The organism is Ureaplasma urealyticum serovar 8 str. ATCC 27618 (genome assembly GCF_000169535.1).
GTDB classification, from domain to species: Bacteria; Bacillota_I; Bacilli_A; order Mycoplasmatales; family Mycoplasmoidaceae; genus Ureaplasma; species Ureaplasma urealyticum.
In genome coordinates, this window is sequence record NZ_AAYN02000002.1 from 655,969 (window position 1) to 673,578 (window position 17,610).

Consider the following 17,610-nt stretch of genomic DNA (forward strand, 5'->3'; position numbering starts at 1 on the left):
AAAAAGCTTTTTAGTAATGTTTGTTTACTAAAAAGCTTTTTCATTGTTAATCAATTGGTATTTAAATGTAATTAAAATTGGTTCTCGTTATTTGTATCCATAGCGTCATTATTCGTTGTACCAAAACTATCAGTGTAGTGTTTGTGTTGATCATCAATTTTAAAGATTGATGTTTTTGGTTCTCCTGAATAATATGTAGCGTTTGAACTATTTGGAAGGTTTGGATCAATTCGTGGTTCATATCATACTTTACCAATATCAATTGTATTTTTTAAACTATCTGAATTTCTTCGAAGGTAATTTGCTAATTTACAACTTGTTGATAACACGTTAGCACTTGTTGCTCGTGAAGCCCTTTCAAAATCTGTTAGTAATGAAGTATCATCACCAGCTACAAAGTCATCAATATCTTGACCTTTTAAAGCTAATTTATTTGTATTATGTTCATAAATTCGAGCATAAACACCAAGTGATTTAGCTAATCCTAAATCAAAGATTGTTTCACGATAACCACCAAAACCTGTAAATGGTCCTTTAAGGGATAAAGCAACTTGATATCTTCAAGTAAAGTTATTTCTTCCATGACCAAATTTTCATACTTTTCAATCAACTGATTTGGTACTAAATGCATTTTTTAAACTATAGCCCATATCTTTAGCTGAAATTGTATTTGATGCTTGATAGTGTAAGACTTTAACTATATTATAATTTTGGTTTGGAATTAATTGAATATTTTTAAATTCTAAACAATTATTATGTGCAACAATTGAAACAATCACGTAATCTTTTTTAATATCATAGTTTAGATTATTATCAATCTTATTTTCATAATCACGTGTATTAAATGGATCATCTCATGTTGATAAAACTACATTATAAGTTTGTCCTTCAACAAAAGTATTTGCTTCTTTACCTTTTAATTTAAAATTAACCACTGATGCTGGGTAACCACCAGAATCACCTTTTGTAAAGACAATATCGTTTTTAACAACTGTAGTTTGATCAAATTCAATTTGAGCCCCCACGGTTTTAATGTGGTATTTTGATGAATTATAATTTTTAGTTGTGTAAATAATTTGATTATCATCATTATTTATTGATCCAATAATTCTATTAATACCTTTATTAACAAATGAAATACTTTTAATATAATAATCTTGATTAAAATTTAAATTGTTAAAATCTGCATTGAAATATCAAAATGGATCATTATTATTTTTCTTAAATAATTTACATGCTCCAGTATTAAAACCAGCTTCATTATCAGGTTGATCTTTGGGTTTGTATTCAATATTTATAGAAAAATCACCATTTAAAATTTGGTTTAAAACTGTACTATTATTTTTTCCAACTAATTTAAATTGTTTTGAAATTCCATCTTTAAATTGCGCAAGATTTTGCACTTCATTAACATCAATATGAATACCTGTTTTAATAGTTTTTGTTATGTCATTATCAATCATATTAATTATTTTGAGATTATCAATCATATAAATTTGCTTTTCAATCTCATTTTTATTTGGATGAGTTTGCTTTTCATTATAATAAACACCTAAAAATTGATATTCACTATTTTCTTCTAAAGCCCCATTATTAGGTAAATCAAATTCTAATTTTGAATAATTATTAACATTTAATTGAATTGGTTTAGATCAAACTTCCGCATTTGTTTTAGTGTTAGTAAATAAAGCAAACATGTATTTATTATAAAGATGTTCATCTTTATTATTAAATGTCACAGTTGATTTTAGTGTTAGATTTTTATTATCTAATTTATTTTTAACACTTTTCACTTCATAAGGATTTTGATTTTCTTCAATTTTAATACTTGAGTATTGACTATTGTCTAATTCAAAAGTTACTTTATTCTTATACATTTTTGTTTGTGGATTTTCATACATTAATTTATTTAAATCCTTATGGGATAGTGCCTCAGGCTCATAAACTAAATCAATGCTAATAAGTTGATATAAATTACCTGGTTTAAAATAATCATTATTATTATAAATATTAAATTCAATGATTTTTTTCTTGTTATCAACCATACCAACTAATGGAGGGTTCAAAGGTATTTGTTTTCTTTTATTTGGCATTAAAATTTTTTCTATACCTATTCTTTGCCCCATAAATAAACTGTCATCTGGATCGTCATATCGAATTTGAAATGTCATTTTTTCATGATTTTTATTATAAACAATCTTAGGGGTTGCAACATATCATTTAATTGTTGTTGCGTTAGTGCTAAATGATAGTGCATTATTATTTACATTTTTGAATGGTTCACTATCAGTATCTTTAGATATTAGTTTTTTAAGGTGTTTATCTTGAGAAAAACTAGGATCTGCTCATTCAATTCCTAATATTTTATATTCACGATTACCCTTAAAATCTTGATTATGATCTTTAATGATTTGAACTAAATAATCTTTTTGACCTGCTTTAAAATTTATTGGTTCAGAATATATTAGTCTACCATTAGATTTTCAATAATTATGTTTATCATTAATTTTTCAATTATTATTCTTTTCATCTCACTTATCACTTGTTCTTTTTGAAGATTCATAAACTAATCTGAATGGTTTACCAATATAAGTTCCATCATGCTGTAATTTTAAATCAAAACTTATACCATCATTAGTTTGATCTTTTTTAACTAAACTAATAATTTTTGGTTCAACAGTTTTAGTTTTGAATGAAATATTAGGTTGTGTGTTACCATTAGTATTTTCATAAATTACATTATTATTAGCTTTTGAATTTAAATTAGCATAGGCCTTAGTTGGTTTTTGCTCAAATCACATTTTAGTAATTTTATATTCAATATTAGGCTCTAAATTATTTAAAGATAAAAGTGCATTTGCACCATTAGAATTTACAATTAATGGGCATGTACGTTCAAATACTGGAATATTTTGATTAGATGGTGTAATTTGAATATGTAATACTTGTTTATCAAATACTTGATCTTTTGATTCTAATTGAAATCAAACTGTTGCAGCATCAGTTGTAGCTGGTGTTTTAATATTTTGAATTCGTACACCATCGGTTGGCACTAATAAATTTGCTGGGTATAAACTTAGTAAATATGTAGCATTACCTTGTTCAAAATCACTTTGTTGATTTCCAAAATATAAACCATTTAAATTATAATAACGATTTGTAGTTAAATTATCAATCTCAGCTTGATAAAGAATTTGATTATTATCATTAGTTGTTATTAAACGGGGTTTAGTTCATTTTGTTTCCCCATTATTATCAACATATGCTGCACTAATTCATTTATTAGCTAATAATTTTGGAGCTTGTGTAATTGTAATATCAACCTTACCTTTATTATTAACAACATCACCTGTTTTTGATGGACGTTCCTTAGTTGACAAATCATTATTTTCTAATAGAATTTTAAATTTATATTGATTATCATCATTTGTTGAATTTTGATAAATAAATGAATAGTTGTTTTTATCATTATTATTGATGTCTTCACCCATTCTAGCTGGTTTTGTTAACAACATTAGTTCACAAACTTTATAATCTTGATTTAGATCAATTCCACTAATATGAAATTTAACTATTTTTTTATTTTCTTTAATTTCAACATGTGCTCTAGCTGAAACGCTTTGTTTTAGATTATTTAACATTGCGTATTTAATACTAAATTGATCTTGGTTAGTTAATATATTACTTGGATCATTCAACTCAAAACATAAGTCTAAAGCCCCTAATGCTTTTTTAACTTTATTTCCATTTTCATTAACTTCTTGTGTTAATAGTGAATAATTAGTTGGAGTTTGCATTTGATTAATACTAATACGTTGAGCATTTGGTGTTTTAATATTTCCTTTAGCAGTTTTTTCTAATGCTAATCATGTTCATTTACTATCATCAATAGCTTTATTATCATCCCCATACCCAATACGTAATGTATAAGATGAATTTCATAATAAATCATTACCAAAATCTTTTTTTCAATTTAAATTATTAAGATCTAATGAAGATATTGGAATAGTGTAATAAAGTGGTTTAGTATTTGGATCACTATTATTTAATTTTCACTCAAAACGAATATATTGACTTTTACTAAATACACTTAAATCCCCATTTAGTTTAAGATCAATTGTAGCGTTTGGAGTATTATTTACAAAATTAATCGTTGCAGTTTCAACATAAGCACTTTTCATTGTTTTAAACACTATTTGATCAAAATCAACATTTAAATTATTAACTGCTGTTACTTTATTAAATTTCTCTAATTCTTCTTTAGTAAATATTAATTTAGCATCTTTTAGTTCATATTGCATATCTTCAGTTAAGTTATCAAAAACAATTTCATCTAAAACAATTTCATTATTTACTATTTTAGTTTTTAGTTTTTTAGTAATTCATGAATTAGATGATTGATTATTTTTTGGTCCAAAACGTAATTCAAGCTCATAATTTAGATTTTTTAAAACACTATCTTGGTCTTCAAGTTTTAGATTTAGTTTTGCATGATGTGCTTTGATTTCACTAACATTTACTTGCTTAATTTTTAAAGGTTTACTTGCACGAACTGTAAAGTTATCTAAATTATCTTGTTTTTTAGTTAAATAACCTTTTTCTAATTTATGTTTTTTAAACTCTGTATTGTCATTAGTATTAGTATTTGATACACCTACTCATTTAATAGTATATTGCATACCTCATGTTAAATTATCAACATCAAAAATCAAATCTTTAACACTAGCATTTTGGTTTTCTAATATACTATATAATTTTGTATAAAATAACTCTTCGTTTTTGTTATTTACTAATAATAATCGTAAAAAACCTTTTTCTTTAAATTGTGAAGAATCGCCATCTAAACTTAATTTTAGTGTATAACTATTTTCTTGAGCTTTTTTACTAATTTCAATTTTATTAATAAATAAGTGTTTTAATGTTTTAAAGTGTACATTATTAATTGTAAAATGTGGTTTTTGAGCAACAAAATTTTCTTTTTGTTTTCAAGCTTCTGAACTTATATTAATTTCTTTTAATTCATAATCAGTATTTTCATTTAATTGTATTAAATCTACATCATTTAAAATCACTTGATCATTTTTAACTTCTTTAACACTAGCAAGCACATTTTTTTGTTTTACACTTGTTGGGTTTGATTGTGTATTAAAAACAAGATTTAGCTGATCACCAATTTTAAAAATATGATCAGGATCCTTAAACATTAATTTTAATTTAGCTGTTTTAGCACCAAGATTACTGATCTTATCATTTGCATCAACATAACTTACATTATTAACTGTATTTGTTAAAACTTTAATTTGAGGTTTATTTAAATTTGCTATAGTGTTTGTATTAAAGATTGGTTTATTTTGATCATCAACACAGTAAGCACCATCAAAATCATATATACGATTTTTAGTTAAGTTTGTAAAGTCAAACTCTAAGTCATCATGAATATTCTCATCAATTTTAATTTTTGTAGAAGCCCAAATAAACTCATTATTGTCTTTTCGTTTGTATCTTAAAGCTAAATATTTACCTTTAAATGCACTCTTCATGTTATTTTTCATTTTAACACGAACTGTAACGTTGTTGTTAGTTTCAGTTGAAGGATGAGTAATATCAATCTTATTAACACTAAATACATTACCAACAGCATAATTTTTATTATTAACATTTTTATCGTAAATATAATTATCATAACCACTATTTGTTTTATGAATATTAAATTTAGCTTTATTTGGTTTTTGTTTGATTGAAACAGATGCAACTTCAAATTCTTGATTAGATAAAGTACCAACACCTAATGAAATATCAGTATATCACTTATTTTTTTGTTGATCAAAATGAATTTGTCAATTATGAGATGCTCGTTCATTATTTGTATTTGGATAAACTAATTTAACATTAACTTCATCATTTTCATTAAAGACCTTATCTTCATTTAAATCTTTAAAATAAATTCTAAAGTTAATAACATCTTTTGATCGTTTAGAGTCATCTTCAACGATGTTTGCAATACTAATTGGTGTAGGTTCAATACTAAATTGATCATTAACATTATTTTTATTTAATTCGCATCATTGATTATGTTCGTTTAAATATAAAATCTTAGCTAAAGTATATTCGCGGTTTCCAATAATTTTATTTGATGCATTTTTATCGAAACTAAATGTATAGTTATGATTGCTTGAATTAATTGAAACTGCTTTAGTTTCAAAAACTTCACCATTATTTTGTGTTTGATAAATTAATTTTAACTTTTTAGCATTTAAATAAGAATCGATCTTGTTGAAGTTAGCATTGATATTAATTTCTTCTTTGTTTGATCCATATACATTCTTTGTAGCTTTAATAGTGTTAATTTCAAGAATAGGACTAGATGTTGTAAAATCAATTTTATTTGTTTCACTATGACTATAGAATTTATTATCACGATCGTTGTTAATATTTAAATAAGCACTATTTGGTTGTTGCTTAAATTGAACATTTACTAATGTATATTTTGTATTTGGTTCTAAATTATTTAATGTGAAATTAATACTTGTTTGGTTGTTAGTTTTTGTAATAACTGCATTAACTGCAAATGTTTTAGTTAAATTATCACTCTTAGCAAAATAACCAATAATTTGTGAACTTGGTTCAAAAATATTACCATCATTTGTATTTACAGAACAATTAACAGTAGCTGATGTTGAAGTAATATTTGATATTTGATGATTGTTAATTGCTGTTGTTGATGGATTTACAACTACTTTTTTGTTAACAATTGATGAATTAATTTTTATTTGATTTGCATTTGTGCATGCAAAATCATTACTTTGATCTGAGAAATAAATTCCTTCAATTTCATAAGTTTTATTAGCAATTAACTTATCATGATTAATTTCTACATTAACTTTATTATTAACAATTTTAAAAGCATTAGTAAATTGATCTGTTTGTTTGAACTTATGACCACTTACACTATATTTGATACGAACATATTTATTATTTAATAAATTAGAACTTAATTGAATTGGTCAACTAATCTTTGTATTTTGATCATAGTTAATATTTTGCTCTTTAATTTCAATTTTATTAACTTCACAACTTAAATTAATTTTTTGATTTTCATCTTGATTATTAGTATTTAAAAGTGCTAATGGTTTATTAGTATCATTGATTTTAGCGAATGCTGCATGAGTTGGTTTATTAGCAAAACTAATTTCAAAAATTCCATAATTTTGATTTAAAGTTAAATTATTAATATTAAATTCACAGTAAAATTGTTTAGTTTGTTGATCATATTTAATAGGAACATTAATAATTGAATGTGGATTTTGTGTCTCATTAAATAAAGCATATTTAATATTTAATAATTCTTTTTGACAATCAGTTGCATTTAAAATACCATCATGATCATTAATTATATATTTAACATGTGCACTAACTTTATTAGTGTTTTCAATACTTACAACACTAATTGTTGGTTTTTGTACATCCATCTTAGTTGGTGCTAATCCTAAAATAAGTGATAAATTATCTTTATTTAAATCCTTTTTATACTCATCACTTGCACCCTTATTTCTAATCGCACAAATTTCACTTAATTCATATTTATGATTAGGTGTAATTTGTGATTTTAATAATTGAAATTGGTATATTTGGTTTTGATTTTGAGTAATGGCATTAGTGCTTTTAACTTCAATAATTGGTTTGTTAGGATCTGTTTTATCTACAAATTTAACATAGATATCATAACCATCAAGTTCATTACCTTCTTTGTGTAGATCAACACTAAAGTTAACATCTTGATCCTTAGCACATTCATATACACCATTTACTAACACAGGATTTTTATTAATTTTAATATTTGTAATAAAATTATTAGCAACTTTGGTTGTTAAATTTATTTTTTCTAATTGCTTTTTAGCAACATCATTATATTGAATTGGTGATATTTTTGTATTAGGAGAATTAATATGCGTTGTGCTAATAACCCCAATTTCATAAGTTGTATTTGGTGTTAAATCATTTAGTGCCACATTAATCTTGCCGTTTTTAACACTTACTTCATCACTCTTAGATGTTATTCAATTTTGATCGCCTTTTTTACGATATGTAATAGTAATTTGACTATTATCAACTAAATTGTGATCTTGATCATCATAATCAAATGACAAATGAATTTGATCATATGTGTTTTCTGTTGTTTGAACAACATTATTAATAATAATAGGAGTAGGATTAATACTAAATTTAGCTTGTTCTTTATTAAAATTAGAAGTTAACTCAAGTTCTTTAGCATTTTTAAAATCTGCATAATCACTAATTACTAATTTAACAAATTCAAAATCACGATTAGCAACCAAACCTGTTTGATTATTATTAAAACTAAATTCTTTATCAAATTGTTTTGTAGTTACATCCCAGTTTAATAATACGGCATTTGATTCAATTTCTTGATTTGCATTATTTTTATAAACCAATTTTGCATACTTATTTTCCAAGCTAGAACCAGTCTTGTTGAAGTTAATAGTTAATTTAATTAAATCATTTTTATCAAAGTTCACTTTTGTTGGTTTAACACTATTTAAAGTTGATTTATTTAAAGTTTTTAAATCAATATTTTCTTTATGTTCATTAATTGGGTAGATAATATTATCTTTATTAATATTCGTATAAATATTTTCTGATGGTTTATTAGTAAATCAAACTTTTTTTACACGATATTTAGTATTTGGTTTTAAATCAAATAATTGTGTTTTTAATAATCATTCATTACCTTCTTTTTGTAATGTCAAATCATAATCATGTGTTGATGAACCAACTATTTGATCATGTACATCAAGTTCATCTATACTAATTTTAGCTATTGTTTGTTGACTATTTTTATCTTCAAAAATTTGGTCATTTGAATGTAATAATAAACTTAAATCAATTCTGTTTTCATCAGCCTTTTGTGTTTTTAAACTAATGTATGTACTTGATAATTTGGTACTTATTGTTTGTGGATTTACAGAATTTTTAATGACCACCATATTTGCGTGTTTTTCATCAACATTAGCATCTTTTGAATAATATAAACCTGCAAAAGTATATAAACGATTAGGAATAAGTTGATTTTTATCTAATTCAAAAGTTAATGGAATATTGTTCTTATTGCTTGTTGAATTAGTTGGTGATGGAATTGTGTTTGTTCACACTACACGATTGTCATTGCTAATATATTTTGCTTTAAAATGATATCCTTTGATTGTTTCAGAACGCGAATCTAAATTAATACTAATATTTTGTTTTTCTGTTACATTAACATCACTTAAATTATTACTAAAACTTTCGATGGCAAACTTGTTTGTAAATACATATGTTTGAGTAGTGTTAACACTTGCATCATAAACAACATTATTTGGTTCTTTATAATCATTTTTAAAGTTAATTTTATAAACACCATTTCCAACATCTTGATTTTCATCAAAATAAATTTTATAAACTTTGTATTCTTTATTAACTTTAATGTTATCTACGTTAATTACAAAGAATTTTTGACCATCAACAATTTCAATTTTACCATCATGTTCACTAATTTCACTTAAACTAGCGCCATTATTTTCGTTTGGTTGAATATTAAATTTAAATGTTTGACCATTTTTTAAAATATCGTCATGATCTTCAATTGCAAATTTAAGTTGTACTTTTGCACCATTATCACTAATTTCTTTAATTGGTGCACCGATTATAGATAATGGTTTAGTTGGTAATAGTTTAAAAGTTAAAGTATTAGAACTATCATTTATTAAAACATTAGTATAATCTTTTTCGCTAACATCATTATGACTAAAATCTTTATCTTTAAGATAAACCACACGTTCTAAAGTATATTCACGATTTCGTAAAAGGTCTTTAAATTCTCATTCGTATTTTACATCTTCTTTATCTGAAGTAATTTTATTAATAAATGAAATTTCTTTTCCATCGTGCTTACGTTTAAAAATAAATTTAATATCTTTATTGATTAAAGAAGCACCAACACTTTTAAATCATAAACTTATTTTTAAATCCGCAGTATTTTTATTTTCATAATAAACAGGAGTTATTGACATGTTATTTATTTTGAAAAAAGGTGCAAGTGTATAAAAATCAATTACATCTGATGGTAATTCAAAAATAACAGGACAAGTATTTTTATTTTTTTGACTTTTAATTGTTACACTAACAATTTCATAATTAACGCCTGCAACTAAATTAGTTGCCCTGCAATTTATATTTTTTTTATTTGAATCACTAATTAAAATTGTGTTTGAAAGAATGTTTTGCGTTCCTTTAACGCGATAGTTAATACTAATTTCATCCCCGCTATGTAGTTGATCATCTACATCATCTAAAATTAAGTTGATTGAGGCTTCATTTTGTCATACATCAATATTGTTTTTTCTAACTTTAATTTTTGATGGTATTGTACTAAAACTTGTATTAGCTAAAGAAGCATTTAAAACTAAAGTGTTTTTAATTTCATTAATGGCATCAAAATCTTGCTTATTACTATAAACAACTTTTTGTAAACGATAAATTTTATTTGGTTTTAAATCATTGAAACTAAAATTTTCTAAATCTATTTTTGATTCTTGAGTTTGGTTATTAACTAAAACACCATTCGTACTTATTAGTTGATGTTCATTATCTTCAAACACCAATTTAACATATTTATTGTTAATTTTATTATTATTTTTAATAATGTTAATATTAAATTTAACATCATATGTTCCATTAGCATTTTTTGTATAACTAGTTTCTAAATTATTAATTTTATTAACAATTGATACTGCTAAAGTTTGAATAATTTTTTGATTATCAACAACACTATTTAAAATGATTTCATTATTATCACTATTATTAATGTTTAAGTTAGCTAATCTTGGTTTTTGTTTTAAATTAATTTTTACTAAACGGTATGAATGAGTAGCTAATAAATTATCAACCAGTCCATGAGCACTAAAACTACGTTCATCTTTTTTAGTTAATTTTGCTTGTACTTTTACAATTGGTTGATTTTTATCTGTTAAATCTTCAAAATACAACTCAACAGGCATTTCAGCTTCTAAAGTACGATCATCATCATTAACACTAAAGTCATAATTAAATCGATCTTCATCAATATTAGTAGCTTTAAAATCTAATAATTTTGTGTTTGAAACTGGTGTATTAAAATCGTAATTGTTTGTTTCTTGTTTCAATACAATTTTCTTACCTTGACTTTCATCGTTATTTTGATTTTGATTATCAAAATAGTAAATACCAGCGAAATTTAATTTACGATTTGGTGTTAGATGATTAAAATTAAAGTTAATACTTTCTAAATTAGCATCATTAACACTAACATAATCACTTCAAACTTTTTGATGGTTATTGTCAATATATAATGCACGTAAATACTTATCTTTCAATAAGTTTTCACTACATTTTAGTTCAACATCAAGACTTGCACTTGGATCTAAATTTTCGTTAGGTTTATTAACTTTGATATTGTTAATAATCAATTCATTTATAAAACTTAATGTTTTATTTGGGTTTTGATTGGCGTCATAAATTCTATTTTTATTAGTGCTATCAAAAGGATGAGCAGGTTGAACATGATTGTTTGTTGCATAGCTAATATTATCAATAACATATTTATGATTTGTTTGAATTTTAAATGTGTCAGTATTTTCTACACTAAATTCAAGGGTTTTTTTATTATTTGCATCAACATTAACTTTCCCAATAACATGATGAGATTTGTGATCTTTTTCGTCATGAAATGTAATTTCTAAAATACTATCTTGTTCTAAAAAATCGTTTGGATCATTTAGTTTAAGATTTAAATTAATTTTATTTGAATTTGAATCGGGTTTTCTAATTAGTTGATCACTTACTACTAACGACTTATTAATTGATGCTGTTTTAAAAATATTTTGAACTTTTTTTGTATTTAAAAAACTAAATTGATAGTTGTCTTGTCCCGCTTGAGTATAAATTAGTTTTTTAAATGTATAAACACGATTGTGTTTTAAATTATTTAAATGGAAGCTGTATTCATTAATGCCAAAATTTAAAACAACATAATTATCTGATATGTATTCATGTTTGCCATCGCTATAGACAACTTTAGCCTTGCAATTGTTTAAACTTGTTCCATCATTATTAATAACAACATTAACATTATTTGTGTTTACATTAGAATCAATTACATCATTAGCAATAACACTAACCAAATCAAAACTTGCCTTTGGTGTGCTAAAACTTGGTGTTTTTGAATCATCAATTAAAACATGATTATCATTACTATCATTTACATTAAACGCACCTAATATGGGTTTTTGTTTAAATTTAAATGATTTGATATGATAATTAACTTCTTGACTTAAATTAGATGCATGAATCTTTGCCATTCAAGTTTTTGTTGAAGCGTCATATTCTAAATTTGTAATAAATTCTTGATCGTTTTTATTATTTTCTTTATTACCAATCGTAATATTAACAACTTGATCTTCACTAAAGACATCATCATTTGATACTAATGGTAGAAGTAAATCAGCACTAGCAGGCGTAATATTATTAATAATAACTTTTTGTGCATCAAGACTTACTCTTGAAGCTGTTTGAATATCTGCAGGTACTATTTTATTCATATTAACTTTATTAGCTAATGATGTTGTTGTATCATTTGTATTTTTAAAGTAATATAAACCATCAAATTTGTAAATACGATTTGATTTTAACGTCTTTTCATGTGGCAAATTCAACTCATATTCGTTATTATCACTATTAATTGATACAGGATTAGATCAAATAATTTCACCATTATTATCAACATACTTTAATTTTAAATATTGATCATTCATTAAAGTAGAAGAACGTTTAAGAGTTAGTTTAATTTTATAATTTAAAGTATTAGTTTTTGTATTTGTTATAGCTGGTTCATAATTGTAAGCATTTACTAGTAATTCATTACCAAATTCGCTTAATTTAGACTGAGAGTTGTTTAATTCATAAAGTTTTTGGTGATTTTCATTTTGATCAAAAGCAGCATTGATTGGCTTATTAGTTAATGTAATACTATTGATATGATATTTATGATTCAATAATGTATTAGGAACATCAAATTCTAAGCTTCGATTTCCATTTTGATCAATAACTATTTTTTGATTATCGCCATCAAAAATATTGTTAGGATCATTTAGATCGCTAACCTTCACAACAAATGAACTACCATCATTATCAATTAATACATGATCATTATCAACTAATGGAATTTGTAATTTAATATTATCATAACTACGTTTAATTACTTTTAAATCGTTATTTTTTAAACTAATACTTCCTGTTGGTTCTGTTTTAAAACCATGACTTAAATCGATGCTATTTTTTATAATAGCATTTGTGCTTTGTAAATCATTTTTATCTTGTGCATAAACTAATTTAACAAATTTATAAACTCGATTACGTAAAAAACCAAATGAATTGTTATCTAGTAACGTAAAAGTATAGTTGCTATTATTAACATTTAGTTTTAATGGTTGTGATAAACAAACTTCGTTATCTTTACTGATGTAAACTAGTTGAGCTCAAGCATTATTTAAAGTTTTATCTTTTTGTGAAAATGAAATTTTAACGTTAACATCTAATTTGTTCTCATTCTTTTTAATAATATCATTAGAGTTAATTGATTCAATGTATGTTCCGATTAGTTTTGTAGTAAACTGATTATGATTTTGATCAAAACGATCAAATATAACTTTTTGATAAGCATCATTTTGTACGCTTAAAGCATTTAATTCCAATAATTCATAGTCATTATTAGAAATTAAATTATTAAGTTCAAATTCCAATTCACCACTTTTATTAACTGTATCTATATTTTTTACATATCCAACAGTTTTATAAACTTGGTGATTATTTTTATTTAAATAAGTCAATTCAACTAAATTACCAACTTGTAGTTTTTGATCTTGATCTACAAAATTAATAATTAATCGTGCATCTTCAGCTTTAATAATTTGCTTATTATTATTTGCATCAAAATTAACAGCTACTGCGTGAGGGGTTGTACCAAAAATTAAAGGTGTTTTTATTGGTGTAGAGTAATTAATTCTTTGATTGTTTTGATCATTAAAACCTACAATTAAATATTTACTATTAGCTTTTAGATTTTGCAAATGTGCATTATAAAATTTATTATTTGCATCATAATCTAATTTTGCAAATAAATCTGGTTCTAAAGGATTGTTATCTACATCTAAAAGACGATAAACGACAGTTTTAGGCTCTTTATCAGTTTTACTAATGTTTAAATTTAACTTAGTATCTGATGGATTTGTTTCATATTGATGGTAGTTTTCTAAAACTAGTGTATTTGAAGATAAAATTACAAATGTATAACCAATTATTTCATTTTTGATTATATTAATTTTAGTTTCACTACATGCATCTTTTTTTATATCAATAACATTTAAATCATTATTTCTAAAACTTAAATCCTTAATGTAGTAAGAAGTGTTTGGTTTTAAATGATTAAAATTAAAGATTACAGTGTCATTTTTATAATCAATTAAGCCATAAGCACTAACAGTGTGTGTTGGATCATTTTTTAAAGCTATAGTTAATTTTAACCATTTATCAGAAACTAATTTATTAAAATCATTAATTGTTAAACTTAAAATTGTTGGTTTATTTTGGATAACTTTTGGATTTTTAGCAATAATTTTGCGGCCTGAATCGACTGTGTTATTTAGTGTTTTAATTAGATTATTTACATCGTCTGAACTAATAACTGTCTCTTTAGGAACGTGATATTCATCTTCAATAGTAAGTGAATCAAAATGATAAATTTTATCTTTTACCAACTGAGGATTGTTTGTTAAATCCACTTGTACTTGATGATTATTAACAATTGCTGGTATTTTAATTACATTGCCATCAGAATCATGATAGTTAACAAAAACATCTTCGCCTTCTTCTACATTATTTGGTACATCAAAAACTAGTTGATTATTATCGATTTTACCAACATTTAATTTATTAATAATAATTTGTTTTTGATCTAAATCATTTACATTAATAACTTTTTGATTATTATAATTAATAGCAGTTAGTTGATATTTGTGATGATTTGGTAAAACTTCATCGCTAGTTATGAATTGAACTCGACCTAATGAATCAACAATACTTTGTGCTTTAACATGATATTCTTTTTGATTTTCATCAACAAAAGTTGCATGTAATTGACGATTAATTAAATTTTTATCAAAACTTTGTAAATTTAGATTTTTATTTTTATCTTGTTTAATAATTGCAAGTGGTTTAATAATACTTATTTTACTTAAAGCGTTAATTTTATCATTATCTAATAAAATTTGTTTATGATCTTTTTTATCAACAATATTTGATAAATGATAATGATGATCTTTATATAAATGTTTCGTATTAATACTAATTTTATTTGTGTTTAAATCAATCTTGGTAGGAATAAAATGATCTTTATTGTTTTCATCAATGAAATGCGCATCATATTCATGATCAATTAAAACTTTTTGATTATTATGAATATCAACAATCAAATTTCCTAGATCATCATAATTGTAAGCATTTAATTGTTGTAATTTATTTACATCAATTTTCTCTAGTAATTTATCTTTTTTATCTAAATCATTAACGTTAACAATCGCTTGATTGTTAGTATTCGTAATTTTAGTTAACGTATAAGTATGGTTATTTGGTAGTAGTTGATCATCTTTAGTTTTTAAAATTACCTCTTGCTGATCATTTAATTTTGCATTTAATTGATAAAGTTGGTGATTTTCATCCTCAAAAGTTACAACAATAGACTGATTAGCTAGATCAGGATTTAAAAGTTTAATCTTAAAATTCTTATCTTCTAAAGCTTTAACGTTTGCAGCTGGTTTACTAAATTTTTGTTTTTGATTACTTGCAAGCTCATAATTATTTAAAACACTAGTCTTAGGCTCTTCTAAATTAACAATTTCTTTTAGTTGGTATGTGTGATTTTGATTTAAGTCAGAAGTATTAATTAGAATTTTACCATTAGAGTCAACGTTTGTTAACACTTTATGTTCAGTATTATTTTCATCAACAAAAACAGCTTCAACTTGGTCATTTGCAAACTGTTCTGGGTCTACTTTAGCATTGAAAATTAAATTACCATTTTTGTCATAATTGTATGGATTATTTAAGTGGCTAGTATTTAATTTATTAATTGTTTTAGCACTTTCATATACTTGCTTTAGGTTAGCAACACGTTTATTTGGTGAAGTGTTACTAATACCAATATCATCTAACTTGTATAAATGCCCATCTTTTAATTCATTTAAATCAATAACAATTTCACCATCACTATTAACTTTGGCCAAAAGTTTTGTTTTTTCATGATTTTCATTCTTGAAGGTGATTGTTAATGATTGATTTTGTAAACTTGGATCAACTTGAATATGAAATAATTTTTGTGAGTTATTTTCATCAACTTCAATTTTTGTTTTTATTGGATTATAAATGATATTTTGATGAGCAAAAGATAGTTTATTTGGTTTTAAAAGATCGTTGTCATTTTCATCGGTAACTTTAATTAACTTATATTGATGGTGATTATCCATCTTTTTTACAGGTAAACGTGCAAGTCCGTTTTTATCAACTACCACTTTTAAAGTATGTATTTGATGATTTTCATCTTCAAATAAGCTTTGGATTGTTTTATTGGCCAAATTTCGTGAAACACGAACATTAACAATTACGTTTCCCTCTTCGTCAAAACTACGTGTTTTATCAACACTTCGAATAGAAGGGTCAATTTCTTCTAAATTTACAACTTTCGTGTTTTTACTATCTTCTTTTAAAGTTAAACTATTTAATTTATAAAAATTTCCTAAAGGTAATTTTTTAGTATCAACTATTACATTTCCTTCTTTATCAACTTGAACATCAAACGCATATTCAGCATTATTTTGATTAACAAAGTGGGCAACTAATCATTTGCTATTTAGTTCATGATTCAATTTAATTTGAAAAAATTTATCAGCATTTTTATCAATACCAGAATAGAAAATATTAGGACGATTAACAATAATTTTTTGTTGTCACACTAATTGATCGTTACTTATTAGTATGTCGCCTTTTTCATTGGCAATTCGATCTAGCGTTCAAGAATTATTAGAATCTAAATTTGATGTATCAATTAAACCAATTTGTTTATCTTTTGTAACTAAAATTAGCTTTTCTTTACCAATTTTATCTTTAAAAATTGCATAAATTTTTTGGTTAGAATCGCTATCTTTTGCAAATAATCGAACCTTAATGATTAAATTACCATCTTTTGTATACTCATAATATTTATCAAAATATTGACTAGAATGCTTATTTGCTGAGCGCAATACAATTCCTGTAATAACACCAGCCCAAACTAACGCACTAATTGTAAGTCCTGTAGCTATTTTAGCATTACGCTTTTTATCTTTATTGTTCATATAATCACTACCCATTTCTTTAATAAAGGAGTTATGTATCTTGAGATACAAAACAGTTATCAACTTACAACTTTTTTTGTGTAAATTAATAAACTACACAAATTATAATACTTATTACCTTATATTTAATAAA

1 protein-coding gene is annotated in these 17,610 nt (G+C 24.4%); it reads right to left on the reverse strand.

What is annotated here, in order from left to right; translation table 4 throughout:
• Nucleotides 1-71: 71 nt before the first annotated feature.
• On the reverse strand, nucleotides 72-17,477 hold the full coding sequence (locus UUR8_RS02700; protein WP_004025914.1) for a DUF1410 domain-containing protein: 17,406 nt from the start codon (nucleotides 17,475-17,477) through the stop codon (nucleotides 72-74).
• Between the last annotated feature and the right edge of the window lie 133 nt (nucleotides 17,478-17,610).